The sequence below is a fragment of the Streptomyces sp. NPDC008317 genome, assembly GCF_042955955.1.
Taxonomy (GTDB): domain Bacteria; phylum Actinomycetota; class Actinomycetes; order Streptomycetales; family Streptomycetaceae; genus Actinacidiphila.
Window position 1 is genome coordinate 55419 of the sequence record NZ_JBIBFQ010000012.1, and the last position, 18800, is coordinate 74218.

Here is an 18800-nt window from a genome sequence, read left to right on the forward strand (position 1 = left end):
AATGGTGCCTCACGGCGCCGAGGGGAAGACCGCGGGCTTGGCGGGGGTGTAGAGCCAGGTCTGGAAGAAGGTGCCGAGGCGCTGCCCGGAGATCCGCTCCGCGAGCCGCTGGAAGTCGGCGATGGTGGCGTTGCCGTAGCGGTGCAGGGCGGGCCACGCCTTGAGCAGGGTGCGGAAGTCGCGGTCGCCGATGGTGTCGCGGAGCGCCTGGATGGCGACGGCGCCGCGGTCGTAGACGGCGTCGTCGAACTGGTTGTCGGGGCCGGGGTCGCCCGGCTTGACCGTCCAGAACGGGTCGTCGGCGGGGTGCGCGTCGTAGATGTCCCGGGCGAGCTGCTGCGGGGTGCCGGTGCCCTCGTGCTCGGCCCACAGGAACTGGGCGTAGCTGGCGAAGCCCTCGTTGAGCCAGATGTCGGACCAGCGTTCCAGCGACACGTCGTCGCCCCACCACTGGTGGGCCAGTTCGTGCGAGACGACGTTGGTGTTGGCCTTGGTGGCGAAGGAACTGGGGCTGTAGAAGACGCGGGTCTGCGCTTCGAGCGCGAAGTGCGACGTCACGTTGGGCACGTAGCCGCCGGCCGCGTCGAAGGGGTAGGGGCCGAACCAGCCGCTGAGGAAGTCGACGATCTCGGCGGTCCGCTCCACGCTGGCGCGGGCGTTGGCGGCGGTGGCCGCGGGGAGGTCGGCGCTGTACGCGTTGATGACCGGGACGCCGGTGCGGGTGCGGCTGTGCGTGATGTCGAAGTGGCCGACGGCCAACGTGGTGAGGTACGTGGCCTGCGGCTTGGTCTCGCGCCAGTGGTAGCTGGTCCGGCCGTCCTCGGACTTCCGCGAGACCAGCAGCCCGTTGCTGATCGCCTGGTCGCCGTCGGGGACCTTGACGCGCACGTCGTAGGTGGCCTTGTCGGCCGGGTGGTCGTTGCTGGGGAACCACCACCACGCGGACTCGGGTTCGTTGGCGGCGACTGCGCCGTCCGGGGTGCGCTGCCACGACGTGAAGCCGTAGCGCTTCACGGTGGAGGGGACGCCCGAGTACGTGACGGCGACGGTGATCCGGTGGCCCTTGGCGATCGGCCTGGCGGGGGTGATGACCAGTTCCTGCTCGCCGCTGGTGGCGAAGGCGGCGGGCTTCCCGTCGACGGTGACCCGGCTGACGGTCAGCGCGAAGTCCAGGTCGAAGCTGGTCAGTCCCTGGGTGGCGGTCGCCGTGATGACGGCGGTGCCCGACAGCAGGTCGGTGCTGGGCTGGTAGTCGAGGTTCAGGTCGTAGTGGGAGACGTCGTAGCCGCCGTTCCCGTAGGTCGGGTAGTACGGGTCGCCGATGCCGGGCGCGCCCGGCCCCGTGTCGGCAGCGGCCGCCGGGATCGCCAGCAGCAGGCCGAGGGCGGCGGCAGTGGACGCGATGACTCTCTTACGCACAGGGGTCCTCCAGCACGGTGAACGACAAGCGGCGGGTGCCAAGTGGCCGCCGCCGCGAGGCGGGTGGCGGCGGCCGAGTGGCAGGTACACGGCGACCCTAAGGAGCCCCAACCGTCCCAGCCACCCCTGTACTCACTGCTGTCGCAGAACGTTCACCCGGCGCAACACAACGGCCGGAACGTGACACCCGTGTCGTAGGCGCGTCACACGTGTCCGGTCTGCGAGCATTCGGCGGGTGCGTACCCTGCGGAGAATCCAGTGGCCGCTGGTGCTCTGGCTGGCCGTGGTCTGGGTGCTGCTGTGGGGAAAGGTCACCGCGGGCAATGTGCTGACCGGCCTGGCCGTCGGCGTCGTGCTCTGCCTGGCCTTCCCCCTCCCGCCGCTCGAACTCGAACTGCGGCTGCACCCGGTGGGCCTGGTCCGCTTCGCCGCCTACTTCCTGGCCGATCTGACGGTGGCCGGGCTGCGTACGGTCTGGCAGATCCTCACCCCGTCGCCGCTGCCCTGCGCGGTGCTCGCCGTACCGCTGCGCTCCCGCAGCGACTTGATGCTGACCGCGACGGCCGTGGCGGTCTGCGCGGTGCCGGGCAGCGCCGTACTGGAGATCCAGCGCTCCACCGGCACCCTCTTCGTCCACGTCATGGGCTCCGACAGCGCGGGCACGGACCAGGCCCGCGCCGAGGTCAGACGCCTGGAGCAGCTGGTGGTACGGGCGTTCGGCACCCGCGCGGAGATCGCGGACCTGACGGCACCCGAGCCGGGTACGGGTGCGCCGTGAACTGGGTGACGGGGGTGGTGCTCGCCCTGCTGGTCGCCTCCGGCGTGATGGTCTTCGTCCGGCTGGCGCGCGGCCCCTCGATGCTGGACCGGGCGGTGGCGGTGGACGCGCTGCTGGCGGTCGTGGTGGCCGGACTCGGCGCGCGGGCCGCCGAGGCGCGCACCCCGTACACCCTGCCGGTGCTGCTGGTCCTGGCCTTCCTCGGCTTCACCGGCTCGGTGGCCAGCGCCCGCTTCATCGCGGTGCGCGGCGCGGAGCCACCGGAGCGGCCGGGCGGGCAGGAGCCGGCGGGGTCAGGGTCAGGGGAGCCAGAAGGGCCGGGGCGGCCGGTGGAGCCGGTGGAGCCCGAGGGGGCCGAGCGGCCTGAGCGGCCTGAGCGGACCGAGCGGACCGAGCGGACCGAGCGGCCGAAAAGGGATGACGGCCGGGAGGGCACGGCCGCTGACGGTGAGGAGACGGGCGGATGAGCTGGACCGCGGTGGGCGACTGGGCCGCGGCGGTGTGCCTGCTGCTCGGCGCGGGGCTGAGCTTCGTGGCCGGTGTCGGGCTGCTGAAGCTGCCCGACACCCTCACCCGTATGCACGCGGCGACCAAGCCGCAGGTGCTCGGGCTGCTGTTGGTGCTGCTCGGGGTCGCCCTGCGGTTGCGTTCCTGGGTGGATCTGGGAACGCTGGTACTGATTGGCACGTTTCAGCTGATGACTGTGCCGGTCGCGGCTCATATCGTGGGCCGCGCGGCGTACCGCACGGGCCAGGTGGACGGCGACCGGCTGGTCCTTGACGAGTTGGACGAGCGGCTGACCCGGCCGGAAAGGCCAGATAGGTTCACCGTGTGAAGAATGTCCGCGTGGTCAGGGCGCTACAGCATGTGGAGGACGAATACCTGTCACGTATGGGTATGTCGCTCCCCCTGCTGGTCATCGCGCTGGTCGTGATCGCCGATCTCGCGGCGGGCCGGGACCACTTCATCACGCCGGGCATCGTGGCCGCGCCGCCGCTGGCCGCGATCACCGTCAACTGGCGGCGGACCCTGTTCATCGGCGTGCTGGGCCTGATCGTCCAGGCGGCGCTCGCGCCCTACGACGGCATCGCCGAGATCCCCGATCACGACGTGTTCTTCGGCCAGGTCTTCGCGTACGGCTCGGTGACCCTCTTCAGCATCTACATCGCCTGGCGCCGCGAGACCGGCGCGAAGGCGTTCAGCGCCATCACCTCCGTCGCCGAGGCCGCCCAGCACGCCCTGATGCGCCCGCCCGCCCCGCGCGTGGGCGGTATCCAACTGGCCGTGCGGTACGTGTCGGCGGCCGACGCGGCGCAGATCGGCGGCGACCTGTACGCGGTGCTCGACACCCCGTACGGCGTGCGGGCGCTGATCGGCGACGTGCGCGGCAAGGGCCTGGGCGCGGTGCAGACCTCGGCGGTGGTGCTCGGCGCCTTCCGCGAGGCCGCGTTCGACGAGGGCGGACTCGACCGGGTGGCGCGCCGGGTGGACATCAGCGTCGGCCGGCATGTGACCGGCGGGGACTTCATCACGGCGCTGTTCGCGCAGTTCGACAAGCCGGACAGCGTGGAACTGCTGCACTACGGCCATGTGCCGCCGCTGCGGGTCTCGCGGGACGGCGAGGTGGAGACGCTGTACCCGAACGAGCCGTGGCTGCCGCTGGGCCTGGCCGACATGGTGGCCGACGGCCCCACCCCGTGGCGGGTGCCGCTCATGCCGGGCGATGTGCTGGTGCTGTGCACCGACGGGGTGATCGAGGCGCGCAGCCCGCGGGACAACTCCTTCTACCCGCTGGCCGAGCGGGTCGGCCGCCTGGTCGCCGGTGCCTCGTACGACCTGGACGACGCCGTGGAGCGGGTCTACAGCGATCTGCTGGAGCACGCGGGCGGCTCGCTCACCGACGACGTGGTCCTGCTGCTGCTCGCGCCCCAGCAACGGCCCCTGCCGGCCCACCCGCAGGACCCGCCGCTCAATCCGGTGTGACCGCTGTCGTCGTGTCCCGGGCGTCCGGCGCGGGCGCCGCGTGGGTGACCGGGAGGCCGCGTGTCGCGCGGTCCAGCGCGATCAGCACCGACTCGTACGCCTCGCCCGTGGCGTGTTCCATGCCCAGCTCGCACATCCGGTTCGCCGACAGATACGCGTCGTAGCCGCGCGCCGCGACCTCCTCGGCCTCGGGGCGCGTCGCGGCCTCGGTCAGCTCCTCGTGCAGCATCCCGCGGTCGCCCGCGAAGGCGCAGCAGCCCGCGTCGTCGGGCACGACGACCTCGCGGGCGCAGGCCCGCGCGACGGTCTCCAGCGCGCCGGTGTCGCCGAGGTGCCGCATCGAGCAGGTCGGGTGCAGGACGGCGGACGCGACGGTGTCGGTGACCGTCAGCCGCGGCAGCAGGTGCTCGGCGGCCCAGACGACGGAGTCGATGACGGTCAGCTCGCCGTGGAGTTCACGGTTGGCGTCGGAGAGGTACGGCACGACGTCGCGGGCCAGGCCGAGCGTGCAGGAGCTGGCGTCGACCACGATCGGCAGCCGTCCGCCGCCGGTCCACAGCCAGGCGGCCTCCACGATCCGGTTGGCCATCACCGCGTTGCCCGCCAGGTAGCCCTTGGAGTGCCAGATGGTGGCGCAGCAGGTGCCCGTGACGTCGTCCGGGATCCACACCGGGCGGCCGGCCCGCGCGGAGACGCTGACGACGGCCTGCGGCAGCGACCCGTACCGGGTGGCCGGGACGCCGAAGACGCGGTTGACGCACGCCGGGTAGTACACGGCGGTCGCGCCGTCCTTCTCGGTGCGGGGCAGCCGGGGGGCGGCGCCGGGGATCTCGGGGAGCCATTCGGGTATCAGGTCCGGGCGTACGGCCCTGCGGGCCAGGCCGGTGCCCGCGGTCAGCGGGCGGTCGCCGACCCGGTCGCGTACCGCGTCGGCGGCGGCCACCGCGGCGCGGGCGGCGCGTTCCGCGGCCTTCCAGTGGGTGGCGACGGAGGCGGCGACCCGCTCCTCGGTACGGGAGTGCCCTGCGTGCCGGAAGTCCCGCATCATCGCGCCGGTGTCGATGCCGACCGGGCAGGCCAGCGCGCAGGTGGAGTCGCCCGCGCAGGTGTCGACGGCGTCGTATCCGTACGCGTCCAGGAGCGCCTGGAGGACCGGGGAGCCGGGCGGCTGGCGGAGCATCTCGCGGCGCAGCACGATCCGCTGTCGGGGAGTGGTGGTCAGGTCGCGGCTGGGGCAGGTGGGCTCGCAGAAGCCGCACTCGATGCAGGCGTCGGCGACGGCCTCGATGGCCGGGATCGTCTTGAGGCCGCGCAGGTGGCCGCGCGGGTCCAGGTCGAGGACGACGCCGGGGGCGAGGACGCCGTCCGGGTCGAGCAGCCGCTTGACCCGCCACATCAGGGCGGTGGCCTTCGCGCCCCACTCCAGTTCGAGGAAGGGCGCGATGTTGCGGCCGGTGCCGTGCTCGGCCTTCAGCGAGCCGTCGAAGCGCTCGACGACGGTGTGGCAGAAGTCGTCCATGAAGGCGGCGTAGCGCTCCACGTCGGCGGGGTCGGCCGCGTCGAAGGTCAGCAGGAAGTGCAGATTGCCGTGCGCGGCGTGGCCCGCGACGGCCGCGTCGAAGCCGTGCCGCTCCTGGAGTTCCAGCAGCTCGGCGCAGGCATCGGCGAGCAGCTCCGGCGGTACCGCGAAGTCCTCGGTGATCAGCGTGGTGCCCGACGGGCGGGCGCTCCCGACGGCCGCGACGAAGGCGTTGCGGATACGCCACAGGCCGGCGATCCGCGCCGGGTCGCGGGTGAAGGCGTTGTCCGCGGACGGTACGGGCGTGACCAGGCCGAGGTCGTCGCAGACCCGGACGGCGGCCCGCTCGTACGCGGCCAGCTCCGTGTCGTCGGCGGCCCGGAACTCCACCAGCAGCGCGGTCGTCTCGCGCGGCAGCACGGCCCACTCCCCCGGCACCTCGGGCACGCCCACGGCGGCCCGCAGGGTGTTGCCGTCCATCAGCTCGACGGCCTCGGCCCCCGCCTGGTTGAACAGCGGCACGGCCGCGGCGGCGGCGGGCAGCGTCGGGAAGAACAGCAGGGCGGCGGTGGCCGCCGCGCGTATCGGCAGCGTCTCGAAGACGGCCTCGGCGACGAAGCCGAGGGTGCCCTGCGAGCCGACCATCAGACCGCGCAGGATCTGCGCGGGCGTCTCGGCGTCGAGGAAGGCGTCGAGCCGGTAGCCGTTGGTGTTCTTGATCGCGTGCTTCGCGCGAATCCTGGCGGTCAGCTCCTCGTCGGCCTCGATCTCGTCCCGCAGGTCGAGCAGGCCCTGGCACAGCTCGGGCTCGGCGGCGGCCAGCGCCGCGTCGGCGTCGGGGTCGCCGGTGTCCACGAGGGTGCCCGACGGCAGGACGACGGTCATCGAGGTGACGGTGCGGTACGAGGTGCGGCTGGTGCCCGCGGCCATCCCGGACGCGTTGTTGGCGACGACTCCGCCGACCGTGCACGCGACGGCGCTGGCCGGGTCGGGGCCGAGCACCCGGCCGTGCCGGGCCAGGGTGGCGTTGGCCCGCGCGAGTACGGTGCCGGGCAGAATACGGGCCCGCGCGCCGTCGGCCTCGACCTCGACGCCGCTGAAGTGGCGGCGCACGTCCACCAGGATGTCCTCGCCCTGCGCCTGGCCGTTCAGGCTGGTGCCCGCGGCTCTGAAGACCAGGTGGCGGCGCTCGCGGCGGGCGTAGGCCAGCAGCCTGACGACGTCCTGCGCGCTCTCGGGCAGGACGACGGCCTGCGGCACGAAGCGGTACGGGCTGGCGTCGGAGGCGTAGCGCACGAGGTCGGAGACGCCGGTGAGGACCTTGTCCGCGCCCAGCAGCTCGGTCAGCGCGGCCTTGAGGCCCTGCGGTGTGCCGGTGGCCCGCGACTCTTCCACCCGGTCGGGCGCGGCGCTCGCGGGCGGCACAGGGCGCAGTGCCTCGCCCTTCGGATCGGGCACGGGCATCCGGACCTCCTCGGGCGGACCGTGGGACGTGGTGGCTTCCGGTTCTCGGTCGTGGGCGCTGGGCTCGCGGCGGTTCTCGGGTCGGCGGCTCCGGGTGCTCGGTACTCGGCTCTCGGTGCTCGGGAGGAGCCCACCGATTGCCAAGGTATGACGGACTCCGCGTTCCCGCTCGCCCCGCGGGCCCCGCGCTGCTCCGCCGTCTCCGACCTACGGCGGAGGCGCCGCGCCGACCCGACGGCGGATACTCGGCTGCGAGTCCGGCAACGGGGGCCGGGCACGAACGGGGAGCAGCGAGAATGAGCCACAGCGCGCCAGGTGATCCTTCCGGCCCTCCCACGAAGGGTCCCGCCACGAGCGGCCCCGCCTCGAACGGTCCGGCCGCGGGCGGCCCTTCCGGTGTCGGGCCTGGCGCTCCCGCCGACTCCCCGGCGCCCGAGCCGTACGCCGCCGCGCTCGGGGCGGCCTTCGTGGCCGTGGCCGACACGCTCGACGGGGGCGGCGCGGTCGGGGACGTGCTGGTCGGGCGGTGTGTCGGGGTGCTCGGGGCGGCGGCGGCCGGGCTGCTGCTGGTGGCGGAGTCGCGCGGGAGCGCGGAGCCTGAGGTGGTCGCGGTCACGGACGAGGCCGTACGGGCGCTGGTCGCCGCCGAGGGCCCGGGCCGGGAGTGCCACCGCGCGGGCGCGCCGGTGCGCGCCGACGTGCTGGGCGCGGCGGCGGGCCGGTGGCCCGATTTCACCGGGGCCGCGCTGGCCGCGGGCTACGGCGCCGTCCTGGCCGTCCCCATGCGCTGGCGCGAGGAGACCATCGGCGCCCTGACGCTGTTCCGTACGGCGCCCGGCCCGCTCCCCGACGGCTACGCCGAGCTGGCCCAGGCGCTCGCCGACGTCACCACCATCGGGGTGCTCCAGCGCCGGGTCAGACGGCAGCGCGAACAGCTCGCCGACCAGCTCCAGTCCGCGCTGGAGAGCCGGGTCCTGGTCGAGCAGGCCAAGGGGCTGCTCGCCGAGCGCTGGCAGGTGAGCGTGGACGCCGCCTTCACCGCGCTGCGCAGCCACGCCAGGACGCGCCGCATCCGGCTGTCCGACCTGGCGCAGGGCCTGCTCGACAGCACGGTGGACGCGGCGGAGCTGCGCGGGGGCCCCGGCCGGTGACGCCGCCCATGCCGCGGCCGGTGACGTCGCATTGCGTAGAGAACGTGTAACCAACCGTCATATTCCCTCTGGTGCGCGGGAGTTCGGTGTTCTAGGGTGTGGGGCACTTCGCGGCCCGCGACCCCGGTCGCGGCGCTCAGACCCGTACTCTTCCGTCCGCTCAGGCACGGCCCGACGACGCCAGGACTTGGTTTGCCCATGGTCAAGCTCGCGGCATCCGCGTACCTCCCCCCACGCGAAGCCGACCGCCCGGTGCTCGACGTGTCCTGGACCTTCTCCGTCGGCCGCCTGCCCGGCAGCGACGAACTGGCGGCCCGTATGACCCGCGCCGCCCTCGACACGCTCGGCGGCCCGTACGGCGGGATCGGCGCCCTGATCACCGACGCCACCTCACTGGCGTGCGCCTACCTGGTCGCCCACAGCCTGGCCCGGCGCTACCGCGTCACCCTGGGCGTGGACGGCGGGCACTGCGCGGTCGCGGTCACCGACTACGGCTACGACCACGGGCTGCCCGGCGACGGCGCGGAGCCGGTGCCGGAACCGGCCCGCGACGAGGCCAGGGACCTGTGCAGGCGGCTCGCCGAGGCCGCGGCCCACCCGGTGACGATCGACGGGGTCCAGGTGCACCACGCGGTGGACGGCGCCGTGCTCATCCGCTTCAGGACCCAACTGCCCCACTCCCCCACGGTTCCCCCCACTCCCCCGGCCGCGCCGGACGCCTCCCGCAGTCCAGGCGCCCGAGGGTGAGGAGCGCCCGGCCGGGCGGCTTCGCGGGGGAGGCGAGCCACCGGCCGGGCGCGGTACGCACCCCGGGAGGGATGCGAGTCTCGACACGCGCGTCAGGCCGTCCGCGTGCCGGGCCGTACGTGCGTCGGGCCGTACGCCGTCGGGCCGTACGTGCGTCGGGCCGTACGTGCGTCGGGCGCACGCGCCTCGGGCCGTACTGCGTGCGTCAGGTCGTACTCCGTGCGTCAGGTCGTGCGGTTGCCGGTCAGCGCCGCGAAGACCACGACGTTCGCCGAGTACGCCTGCTTCTCCTTGTCGAAGGAGCCGCCGCAGGTGATCAGCCGCAGTTCCGGGCGCCCGGAGGACCCGTACACCCGGTTGGCGTCGAAGTGGTCCTTCTCCACCACCTCGACGCCCTCGACGGAGAATTCGGCGACCGTGCCGTCCGCACGGGTCACCTCCACCAGCGCGCCCGGCTCGACGGTGCTCAGCCCGTAGAAGACGGCCGCGCGGGTCTCGGTGTCGACGTGGCCGACGATCAGCGCCGCGCCCGCCGTTCCCGGCGACGGTCCGTCGCGGTACCAGCCCGCGACGTCCGGGGTGGCGTACGGCGGCGGGTCGACCGCGCCGTCCTTCAGGCCGCGGCCGACGAGCTTGGCGTGCAGCCCGATCGAGGCGATGTCGATGCGCAGCGGCGTGGAGGCGGGCATCGGCAGGTGGGGGGCGTAGACCTCGCGCGGGCGGTCGGCAGCGGCGGCGGCCAGCGCCCGGCCGCCGGGGGTGGCCTCCGTACCGCTGCCGCCGCCGTCGTGTCCGAACAGCCAGGCCGCGAGCAGCACCAGGGCGACGGCCGCGGTCGTCCAGGTCCTGTTGTCGGGCCGTGGACCGTCCTCGCCGCCGCCCGCGGCCTCCGCCCCTTCCGCCATCCCGGTCAGCCGCGGTCGGAGCTGCGGCGCCGGTGGATCACGAGGCCCGCCAGACCGATGGCCGCGAAGCCGCCGGTGACCAGCAGCGCGCTGGTGTCGGAACCGGCCGTGCCGGGCCCGGCCGCGAGCTGCGCGGTACCGCCGCCGCCCGCGGGGACGGGCGCGATCGGCAGCGAGGTGCTGGCGCCGGTGACCGTCACGGACGCGGACGCGGAGCTGGAGGAGCCGTTGCACTCGACGGAGATCTCGTACGAGCCGTCGACCGCGTCGGACTTGATGAACGCGGTGCCTTCGAGCGAGTGGGAGCCGTCGCTCGCCGGGGCGAGGGTGACGGTGTCCACGAAGACCTCGGCGCTGGCGCGGGCCTTGCCGCCGGACTTGCAGGAGGTCTCCAGGTGCAGGCTCACGACACCACCCGGCGCCACGCTGGCGGGCGACACGTCCATCGAGTCCGAGGAGCTGGACGACGAGGACGAGGACGACGACGAGGAGGAAGAGGACGACGATCCCCCTCCGCCCGAGTCGGCGATCGCCTGGCTGGGCAGCCCCGAGGCGCCACCGAGCGCGAACACTCCGACGGCACCGGCTGCGGCGATGACGGGCAGTTTCAGACCGAACATGGAGACCTCCGCTCGTCCGGGAGCGGGGACTCGCGCCCGGTGCTTACGAACATCCCTGCGACGGCCGCCGCCCGCACCCCGAGGGGCGCCTCAATCGTCCATCAGGGTGAGGGACGCTCTACGGAGAGTGACGAATCGGTGTGTCGGCTCGGCTTTCCCGGGCCCGGGGCTCCGGGGGCCGCGCGCCGGCTCGGGGGCCGGCGCTGGGGGCTGCGGGCCGGGGCTCAGATCTCCGACACGAGGTCCGCGATCGAGTTCACGACGCGCGAGGGGCGGAAGGGGTGGCGGTCGATGTCGGCGGGCGCGGTGAGGCCGGTCAGCACCAGGAACGTGGTCATGCCGGACTCCAGACCGGCCAGCACGTCGGTGTCCATCCGGTCGCCGATCATCGCGCTGGTCTCGCTGTGCGCGCCGATCGCGTTGAGCCCGGCGCGCATCATCAGCGGGTTGGGCTTGCCCACGAAGTAGGGGTCCTTGCCGGTGGCCTTGGTGATCAGCGCGGCCACCGAGCCGGTCGCGGGCAGCACGCCCTCGGGGGACGGCCCGGTCTCGTCGGGGTTGGTGCCGATGAAGCGGGCGCCGTTGTTGATCAGCCGGATCGCCTTGGTGAGCGCCTCGAAGCTGTAGGTGCGGGTCTCGCCGAGGACGACGTAGTCCGGGTCGGTGTCGGTGAGGATGTAGCCGACGTCGTGCAGGGCGGTGGTCAGCCCCGCCTCGCCGATCACGTACGCGGTGCCGCCGGGGCGCTGGTCGTCCAGGAACTTGGCGGTGGCCAGCGCGGACGTCCAGATGTTCTCGACCGGTACGTCGAGACCCATGCGGGTCAGCCGGGCGTGCAGGTCGCGCGGGGTGTAGATGGAGTTGTTGGTGAGCACCAGGAAGGGCTTGCCGGACTCCTTCAGCCCCTTGATGAAGGCGTCGGCGCCCGGGATGGGCGTGCCCTCATGGATCAGCACCCCGTCCATGTCGGTGAGCCACGACTCGATGGGCCTGCGTGTCGACACGGGTTCCGCTCTCCTGTTCCTCGCACAGCTCGCGCCCGGGGCATCCGCTCGCGGCATCCGCGCGCCGCTTCCGCGCACGGCTTCAGCACGCCGGCTTCAGCCCACGGCCTCAGCACGCCGCTTCTGCCCACGGCTTCACTCACCAGCGTAGCCGGGGCGGATGGCACCCGCCCCGGCCGTCTCGCGTGCTGGTCGGCCGCCGCGTCACGGCGGTCCCCCGGTCAGCCAACGGCCGGCTGACCGGTGACCTGCCGCTCGGCCAGGAGTCAGCTTCCGGTGGCCGTCTTCCACGCGTCCACGTAGTCGGTCAGGTGGGCGTCGATGTCGGACCAGTCGGGGGTGAAGACGTCCACGCCCGACATGATCTGCTCGAGCTTGGCGGCGTTGGCGTCGGTCGCGGTCACGTCGGTGCGGGCCGCGAAGCCGCCGCCGATCGAGGAGACCTCCTGCTGGACCTCGGTGGTCAGGAAGTAGTCGAGCAGCTTCTTGGCCGCGTCCTCGTGCGGCGCGTTCTTCACCAGCCCGGCCGCGTACGGCAGCGCGAAGGTGGTCGGCTTGCCCGAGGCGTCGGCGGCCGGGAAGAAGATGCCCTGGTGCGGCATCGTCGCCTGGTCCGCGTAGTTCATCTGCACATCGCCGTTGGCGACCAGCAGTTCGCCCTTGTCGACCTTGGAGGCGAGCTGGCCGGTGGAGGCGGACGGGCCGACGTTGTTGGCCTGGAGCTTCTTCAGGTACTCCATCGCCGGGGCCTGGCCGCCGAAGTCGTGCATGGCCTTGATAACGACGGCGGTGCCGTCGCCCGCGACACCGGGGGTGGAGTACTGGAGCTTGTTCTTGAACTTGCCGTCCAGCAGGTCGTTCCAGGTCTTGGGCGGGGTCGGCAGTTCCTTGGTGTTGTAGATGAAGCACAGGTAGTTGTTGACGATCGAGGTCCAGTCGCCGTCCGCGCCCTTGTCGGCGGCGTCGACCTTGTCGGAACCGGCGGGCTTGTACGTGGTCAGCAGCCCCTTGGCGTCGGCCTGCTGGATGAAGGGCGGCAGCGTGACGATCAGGTCGGCCTTGGTGTTGGACTTCTCGCGGATCACGCGCTGCACGACCTCGCCCGAGCCGCCCTCGACGTAGTTGACCTTGATGCCGGTCTTCGCCGTGAAGTCCTTGAACACCTTGTCGTAGAAGCCGTCCCCGGCCTCGTTGTGCAGGCCGTCGGCGCTGTAGACGGTGACCTCGGTGGACGCCTTGCCGTCCGAGGAACCGGAGCCGGAGTCGGAGGAGCCGCCGCATGCGGCGAGGGCGAGACCGAGCGTGAGGGTGCCGGCGACGGCGGTGAGCGGGGTGATGGGGCTGCGCTTGCGCATGGCAGGTCGAACTCCTTGCTGGGTGTGGTCAATCGGGAAGGAGAAAGGGGAAAGATGGGGAAAAGGGGAAACGGACTGGGGAGAAGGGGAAACGGCGGGGGTCAGCGGTAGGAGGCCCGGGTGCGGACGCGGGACATCCCGAGCAGGACGAGCAGGGTCGTCACCATGAGGACGACGGCCAGGGCGGCGCCCGAGTAGAGCGAACCGCGGTTCGTCGCGCCGTAGATCTGGACCGGCAGCGGCAGCCAGTCGGGCGGGTAGAGCATCATCGTGGCGCTCAACTCGCCCATGGACAGGGCGAAGCAGAGTCCGGCGGCGGCGGTGAGCGAGGGCAGCAGCAGCGGAAGCCTGATCCGCCACAGCACGTACGCGGGCCGCGCGCCCAGGCTCGCGGCGCTCTGCTCGTACGCCGGGTCGAGGCGGACGAGCGCGGCGCTCACGGACTGGTAGGCGAAGGCGGTGACCAGGACGGTGTGGGCCAGGATCACGATCTCGCGGGTGCCGTTGAGCAGCAGCGGCGGCTTGGAGAAGGCGACCAGCAGGGACAGGCCGACCACGACGGACGGCACGGCGACGGGCAGCATGAACAGGGTGTCGAGCAGGCGCCGTTGCCAGCCGCGCAGGCGTTCGGCGGCGAGCGCCGCCCAGCCGCCGACGAGCAGGGCCAGCACGCTGGCGGCCAGCGCCGTCCACAGGCTTGTGGTCAGGGCGTGCGCCGAGTCGCCCTTGGTGATGTCCTGATAGTGCGTCAGCGTCGGGTGGGACGGGAAGGCGCCGCTCCAGTTGGTGGCGAAGGACGCCATCAGCACGACGAGGAAGGGCAGCGCGAAGACCGGCAGGAACAGGACGAAGAAGACGGCCCAGGCCGTCCAGCGACCGCTGCGGCTATGCACCAGCACGGCGGGCACCTCCGGTGAAGCCTCCTGCGAGGGTGGTGGTACGGGCCACGACGGCCCGGTAGAGGCCGTAGAGCGTCACCGACAGCACGACGGCGACGACCGCGACGACGCACGCCCCCGGGTAGTCGCCGTCGAGGATCGCCTTGCTGTAGACGAGCATCGGCAGGGTGGTGACGCCCTTGGCGCCGGTGAAGAGCACGATGCCGAACTCGTTGAGGCACATGACCAGGACGAGGCTGCCGCCCGCCGCGAGCGACGGCAGCGCCTCGGGGAGGATCACCTGCCGTACGATCCGCGGCGCCCGCGCGCCCAGCGACGAGGCGACCTCCAACTGGGCGGTCTCCACCTGGGAGAAGGCCGCGAGCAGCGGGCGCATCACGAAGGGCGTGAAGTACGTGATCTCCGCCAGGAGTACGCCCCACGGCGTGCGCAGGAAGTCGATCGGGCCGCTGCCGCTCGCGCCGCCCGTCACGTCCGTCCACAGGCCGTTGACCATGCCGACGGTGCCGTAGAGGAACAGCAGCGCGAGGGTGATCAGGAAGGAGGGGAAGGCCAGGAAGATGTCGATGAAGCGGCTGAGCGCCTTGCCGCCGGGGAACGGCACGAAGGCGATCACCAGGGCCAGGACGAAGCCGAGGACCAGACAGCCCGCGGTCGAACCGACCGCGATCCACACGGTGTTCCACAGCGCCTTGCGGAACGACTCCTCCGTGAACACGTCGGTGTACGCGGACACGGAGTGGCCGCCGCTGTCCGGTGAGAGGGACTGCTTGCCGACGAGGAAGAGCGGATAGAGGAAGAAGAAGCCGATCGCGGCCAGGGGCGGCAGGGCCCAGAGCGGGCCGGGCACGGTCAGCCGCCGCGAACCGCCCTTGTCCGCGGCGGACGTGGCGGTGCGCGCGGCCGGTGGGGCGTCCGACTTCGCGGCCGGTGTGGCGTCCGACTTCGCGTCCGGCGTGGCGTCCGGCTTCGCCTCCGGTACGAGCGGCGCCTGCGTCGTCCTAGCCAACGCCGACACCTCCCGCGCCGAGCCCCGCGGGCAGCAGCACCGCGTCCTCGGCCGCGAAGGTCAGCGCGACCTCGTCGCCCGCCCGCGGCGGCTGCCGCAAGTCCCCTACGTCGGCGCGCAGTTCGTGCCCGTACGCCGCGACGAGCAGCCGGTGCGTGTGGCCGCGCCACTGCACGGCGGTCACGGTGCCGCGCAGGACATTGCCGCCGCCTTCCCCGGATGCGCCGGCCAGCCGCAGCGCGTGCGGGCGGACGCACAGCGTCGCCTCGGCGCCAGGCGCCGGGCCGTCCGTACCGCTCGCGGCCACCTGGAGGGTGGTGTCCGCCAGCCGTACGGCGCCGTCCTCCCCCGCGCTGACGTTCAGCAGATTGGCGTTGCCCACGAAGGAGGCCGTGAAGGCCGTGCGCGGGTGCCGGTAGAGGTCGTGCGGGGTGCCGCAGTCCCGGAGCCTGGCCTTGTCCAGGACGGCGATACGGTCGGCGAGCGTCAGCGCCTCGATCTGGTCGTGGGTGACGTACAGGATCGAGACCTCGGGCAACTCGCGGTGCAGCCGGGCCAGTTCGGTGAGCATCCCGGAGCGGAGCTGCGCGTCGAGCGCCGACAGCGGCTCGTCGAGCAGCAGCACCCCCGGCCTGATCGCCAGCGCGCGGGCGATGGCCACGCGCTGCTGCTGCCCGCCGGACAGCTCCCGCGGATAGCGCCGGGCGTACGCGGCCATGCCGGTCATCTCCAGCGCGTCCGCCACCCGCCCGGGCACCTCGCCGCGCGGCACCTTCTGCGCCTTGAGCCCGAACGCCACATTCTGGTCCACCCGCAGATGCGGGAAGAGCGCGTACTGCTGCACCACCATCCCGATGCCCCGCCGGTACGGCGGCAGGTCCGTCACGTCCCGTCCTCCGATCACCACCCGCCCGCTGACCGGCCGCACGAACCCCGCCACCGCCCGCAGCGCCGTCGTCTTCCCCGACCCCGACGGGCCGAGCAGCGCCATGACCTCCCCGCGCTCGACGGTCAGGTCGAGCGAGTCCAGCACCGTCTGGCCGTGGTAGGCGACGGTCACCTGCGCGAACCGGATGCCCGCGGGGCCGGTCGTGCCCGCGCGCGGGGGCACGGGCGTCGGCTCCGCCGCCGGGTGGTCGGCGGCGGTCATCGCGGGGTCTCCCGGCGCGCGACGGCGGCGGGGAGTTCGGCGATCGAGGCCAGGACGTGGGTGGCGCCCGCGGCGATGAGCTGAGCCTCGGTGTGAGCGCCGGTCAGGACGCCCGCGACCAGCGGGGCGCCCGCGCGGACGCCGCTGAGCATGTCGTAGGCGGTGTCGCCGGCCACCGCGACCTGGCGGACGGAGTCGGTGCCGGTGCGCAGCAGCGCGGTGAGCACCATGTCGGGGTAGGGGCGGCCACGGCCCGCGTCGGCCGGGCACAAGGTGAGGTCGGCGACGTCGCGCCAGCCGAGCGCGTCGAGGATCGCGTCCTGCGTGACGCGGGAGAAGCCGGTGGTCAGGACGACCTTGCGGCCCGCCTCGCGCAGCGCGTCGATCGTCTCGCGCGCGCCGGGCAGCGGCGCGCACCGGCCGCCGTCGACGAGTGCGGCGTACGCGGTCTCGAACGCCGCGTTGCCGCGCCGTGCCGCCCGCTCGTCACCGAACAGGGCGCGGAAGACGGTGATCTTGGACTCGCCCATCGTGGCGCGTACGTAGTCGAGTTTGGCGCTGTGGTCCGCGCTGCCGGGCTCGACCCCCAGCTCCTCGGCCGCCCGCGAGAAGGCCAGTTCGACCAGGCCGTCGTCGGCGACGGTGGTCCCGGCCATGTCGAGGACGACGAGCCGCAGGTCGGACGTATCGCCTGGGGCGGAGGTGGAGGCGGCGGGTCCCGGCTCCGTGGGTGCGGGGGCGGCGGCAGCCGCCGTGGTCTCGGTCATGTCGTTCACCAGCCGATCTCGTTCGCGGTGTCCTCGCCGATCGCCGGGGAGCAGGTCATGCCGCGACCGCCGGGGCCGGTGACCAGCCACACGCCGTCGCGTACCTGCTCGCGGTGGACGACCCGGGTGGTGTCGGCGCACTGCGCGTACACCCCGGCCCAGCGGCGGCGGATCTTGGGCAGGGGGCGGCCGAGGAGTTCGGCGGCCCGTTCCAGCAGGTGGTCGTACGGGTCCTCGATCACGTCGAAGGCGAAGGCTTCGTCGTATTCGTGGGTGTCGCCGATGGTGAGGCCGCCGTCGAGGCGCTGGACCATGAGCAGTTGCATGCGGTGCTCGGCGGCGACCGGCGGCTGCGGCTGGCCCGCGCGCAGGGCATCGAGCGCGGCGCCGTCGTAGGCGGGGTAGTAGCGGAAGCTGTCGGCGTCCGCGACGGAGGTCGTCAGCGGTTCGCCGAGCGGGTCGGTCTGCGCCATCTGGAGCCGGACCCTGCGTACCGGCAGGCTCGGCGCGAGTTCCTTGACGAGACCGGTCAGCCAGGCGCCGGTGGCGACGACGACGCTGTCGGAGGCGTACGACGTGCCGTGGTCGTCGCGGACCAGGCCGGTGTCGACGTCGCGGACCTCGCGGCCGGCGACGAAGGTGTAGCGGCCGGTCGCTTCGAGGTGGGCGCGCAGGGCGGGCAGGGCGACGCGCGACTCGACGGCGGCGTCGCGCTCGCAGAGCAGGGCGCCGAGGAGTTCGCCGCGCAGGGCCGGGTTGTGGGCGGCGACCTCGGTGGGCGACAGCCACTTGTAGCCGCGCTCGGCGGCGTCGGGGCGGCCCAGGACGTCCTCGGCGACGGCCCGCTCGGCCGGGGTGCGGACCACGGTGAGCGAGCCGTTGGCGCGGAAGCCGACGCCGGGCACGCGGGCGCCGATCCCCTCCCACAGCTCGCGGGCGCGCAGCGCGGTCTCCAGTTCGGCACCGGCCGCCCGGCCGCCGACCCACACGAGGCCGAAGTTGCGCACGGACGCGCCGCGGGCCTCCCGCTCGCGCTCCAGGTGGACGACCTCGTGGCCGCGGTTGACTGCGTGCCAGGCATGCATCGTGCCCAGCGCTCCGGCTCCTACGACAGTGACTCTCACGCCGTCGAGATTCGCGGCGGAGGGTGGCCGTCTCGCGTCCGGCTACCGACGTCCGGGTGAACAGGTCTCCAAGCTTGGACTAGACCCGTTATCATTCCGTGACTGAAAAGGGGGCGTCGGCCAATGGGGACCTCAGCCCCGCCGGTCGCTCTTCTCCATGTGGACGGTGAAGCTGAAGCGGTCGCCGCGGTAGAGCGACCGCACCCGCTCCAGCGGCTCGCCCGCCTCGTCCCGGCTCGACCGGTGCAGCAGCAGCATCGGCAGCGCGGGCGGCGTACCGATCAGCAGCGCCTCGCGCGGTGTGGCCAGCACCGTCTCGATCCGCTCGTCCACCGAGACCGGCTCGACGCCGATCCGCTCGCGCAGAAAGGCGTAGAAGGAGGTGTCGGGCGCGAAGTCCCTTTCCAGGTGCGGCAGTCGGGCCACCGCGAGATACGTGCTCTCCAGGCCGACCCGCTCCTCGTCGGCGAGCAGCACGCGCTCCATGTGCCACACCGGGTCGCCGGGCGCGAGCCGCAGTTCGGCGGCGAGACCGGGGTCGGCGGGCAGCCGCTCCAGCGCGATCAGATTACGGCCGGGGACGCGGCCCTGCCGCCGTACGCCCTCGGTGTAGCTGTCGGTGGACAGCGGCTGTTCCAGCTTGGGTCCGGCCACGACGGTGCCGCGGCCCCTGCGGCGCACCCGGCCCTGGATCAGCAGTTCGCGCAGCGCCTGCCGTACGGTCTCCCGCGCCACCTCGAAGCGGGCCGCCAACTCCCGCTCCGTGGGCAGCAGTCCGCCCTCGCCCAACTCGTCGAGCACGACTTCGAGGCGGGTCTTGACGGCGAAGTACTTCGGCACCCGCCCGTGCTCCGGGATGCCCGCCCGGATCGGGCTCTGCGGATCTGCGTCGGCCATTGCCCGATC

At 73.1% G+C, this 18800-nt stretch carries 18 protein-coding genes; 6 read left to right on the forward strand and 12 right to left on the reverse strand.

Going from position 1 to position 18800, the window contains the following annotated elements; genetic code table 11:
- Nucleotides 1-9 precede the first annotated feature (9 nt).
- The gene (locus ACFY9V_RS31600) at nucleotides 10-1419 is read right to left on the reverse strand and encodes a M1 family aminopeptidase (RefSeq protein WP_391047049.1); all 1410 of its coding nucleotides are present in this window, start codon (nucleotides 1417-1419) and stop codon (nucleotides 10-12) included.
- Nucleotides 1420-1654: 235 nt separating this feature from the next.
- Here ACFY9V_RS31600 and ACFY9V_RS31605 point away from each other — a divergent pair, with 235 nt between their 5' ends.
- The 4 genes from ACFY9V_RS31605 to ACFY9V_RS31620 are packed head-to-tail and all read left to right on the forward strand — an operon-like array spanning nucleotide 1655 to nucleotide 4180.
- Entirely contained in the window at nucleotides 1655-2197 is a 543-nt protein-coding gene (locus tag ACFY9V_RS31605; RefSeq protein ID WP_355343191.1) for a Na+/H+ antiporter subunit E, read from the forward strand.
- Entirely contained in the window at nucleotides 2194-2664 is a 471-nt protein-coding gene (locus tag ACFY9V_RS31610; protein ID WP_391163935.1) for a monovalent cation/H+ antiporter complex subunit F, read from the forward strand. Before ACFY9V_RS31605 ends, ACFY9V_RS31610 begins: the two co-directional genes overlap by 4 nt.
- Nucleotides 2661-3032, forward strand: a complete 372-nt coding sequence (mnhG, locus tag ACFY9V_RS31615; RefSeq protein ID WP_355343185.1) for a monovalent cation/H(+) antiporter subunit G — start codon at nucleotides 2661-2663, stop codon at nucleotides 3030-3032. Before ACFY9V_RS31610 ends, mnhG begins: the two co-directional genes overlap by 4 nt.
- Nucleotides 3029-4180, forward strand: coding sequence for a SpoIIE family protein phosphatase (locus tag ACFY9V_RS31620; protein ID WP_391163936.1), 1152 nt, complete (start codon nucleotides 3029-3031; stop codon nucleotides 4178-4180). The genes mnhG and ACFY9V_RS31620 overlap by 4 nt, the downstream gene beginning before the upstream one ends.
- Here ACFY9V_RS31620 and ACFY9V_RS31625 read toward each other — a convergent pair.
- A complete protein-coding gene (locus ACFY9V_RS31625; protein WP_391163937.1) occupies nucleotides 4167-7163 on the reverse strand; it encodes an FAD-linked oxidase C-terminal domain-containing protein in 2997 nt (998 codons plus the stop codon). The genes ACFY9V_RS31620 and ACFY9V_RS31625 overlap by 14 nt on opposite strands.
- A 296-nt stretch (nucleotides 7164-7459) precedes the next feature.
- On the opposite strand from ACFY9V_RS31625, the gene ACFY9V_RS31630 reads away from it, so the two are divergent.
- Nucleotides 7460-8314, forward strand: coding sequence for an ANTAR domain-containing protein (locus ACFY9V_RS31630; RefSeq protein ID WP_391163938.1), 855 nt, complete (start codon nucleotides 7460-7462; stop codon nucleotides 8312-8314).
- A gap of 198 nt (nucleotides 8315-8512) precedes the next feature.
- Nucleotides 8513-9061 carry a hypothetical protein gene (locus ACFY9V_RS31635; RefSeq protein WP_391163939.1) on the forward strand — a complete coding sequence of 183 codons (549 nt, stop codon included), beginning with the start codon at nucleotides 8513-8515 and terminating at the stop codon, nucleotides 9059-9061.
- A 224-nt stretch (nucleotides 9062-9285) separates the two neighbouring features.
- On the opposite strand, the gene ACFY9V_RS31640 is transcribed toward ACFY9V_RS31635, so the two are convergent.
- The 10 genes from ACFY9V_RS31640 to ACFY9V_RS31685 all read right to left on the reverse strand — a co-directional run bounded on the left by ACFY9V_RS31640 (nucleotide 9286) and on the right by ACFY9V_RS31685 (nucleotide 18791).
- The gene (locus tag ACFY9V_RS31640; RefSeq protein WP_188283612.1) at nucleotides 9286-9966 is read right to left on the reverse strand and encodes a class F sortase; all 681 of its coding nucleotides are present in this window, start codon (nucleotides 9964-9966) and stop codon (nucleotides 9286-9288) included.
- Nucleotides 9967-9971: 5 nt separating this feature from the next.
- Nucleotides 9972-10586, reverse strand: coding sequence for a hypothetical protein (locus ACFY9V_RS31645; RefSeq protein ID WP_391163940.1), 615 nt, complete (start codon nucleotides 10584-10586; stop codon nucleotides 9972-9974).
- A 224-nt stretch (nucleotides 10587-10810) separates the two neighbouring features.
- Nucleotides 10811-11590 (reverse strand): HAD-IIA family hydrolase, encoded by a 780-nt coding sequence (locus tag ACFY9V_RS31650; protein ID WP_355343169.1) that lies wholly within the window; start codon nucleotides 11588-11590, stop codon nucleotides 10811-10813.
- A gap of 266 nt (nucleotides 11591-11856) precedes the next feature.
- Nucleotides 11857-12945 carry a 2-aminoethylphosphonate ABC transporter substrate-binding protein gene (locus tag ACFY9V_RS31655; protein ID WP_391163941.1) on the reverse strand — a complete coding sequence of 363 codons (1089 nt, stop codon included), beginning with the start codon at nucleotides 12943-12945 and terminating at the stop codon, nucleotides 11857-11859.
- A gap of 101 nt (nucleotides 12946-13046) precedes the next feature.
- On the reverse strand, nucleotides 13047-13844 hold the full coding sequence (locus ACFY9V_RS31660) for an ABC transporter permease subunit (protein WP_391163942.1): 798 nt from the start codon (nucleotides 13842-13844) through the stop codon (nucleotides 13047-13049).
- A complete protein-coding gene (locus ACFY9V_RS31665; protein WP_391163943.1) occupies nucleotides 13831-14853 on the reverse strand; it encodes a 2-aminoethylphosphonate ABC transporter permease subunit in 1023 nt (340 codons plus the stop codon). Before ACFY9V_RS31665 ends, ACFY9V_RS31660 begins: the two co-directional genes overlap by 14 nt.
- On the reverse strand, nucleotides 14846-16003 hold the full coding sequence (locus ACFY9V_RS31670; protein ID WP_391163944.1) for an ATP-binding cassette domain-containing protein: 1158 nt from the start codon (nucleotides 16001-16003) through the stop codon (nucleotides 14846-14848). The genes ACFY9V_RS31665 and ACFY9V_RS31670 overlap by 8 nt, the downstream gene beginning before the upstream one ends.
- On the reverse strand, nucleotides 16000-16770 hold the full coding sequence (locus tag ACFY9V_RS31675; protein WP_391163945.1) for a phosphonatase-like hydrolase: 771 nt from the start codon (nucleotides 16768-16770) through the stop codon (nucleotides 16000-16002). Before ACFY9V_RS31675 ends, ACFY9V_RS31670 begins: the two co-directional genes overlap by 4 nt.
- A gap of 5 nt (nucleotides 16771-16775) precedes the next feature.
- A complete protein-coding gene (locus tag ACFY9V_RS31680; protein WP_391047079.1) occupies nucleotides 16776-17894 on the reverse strand; it encodes a TIGR03364 family FAD-dependent oxidoreductase in 1119 nt (372 codons plus the stop codon).
- A gap of 132 nt (nucleotides 17895-18026) precedes the next feature.
- Nucleotides 18027-18791 carry a GntR family transcriptional regulator gene (locus ACFY9V_RS31685; protein ID WP_355343149.1) on the reverse strand — a complete coding sequence of 255 codons (765 nt, stop codon included), beginning with the start codon at nucleotides 18789-18791 and terminating at the stop codon, nucleotides 18027-18029.
- Between the last annotated feature and the right edge of the window lie 9 nt (nucleotides 18792-18800).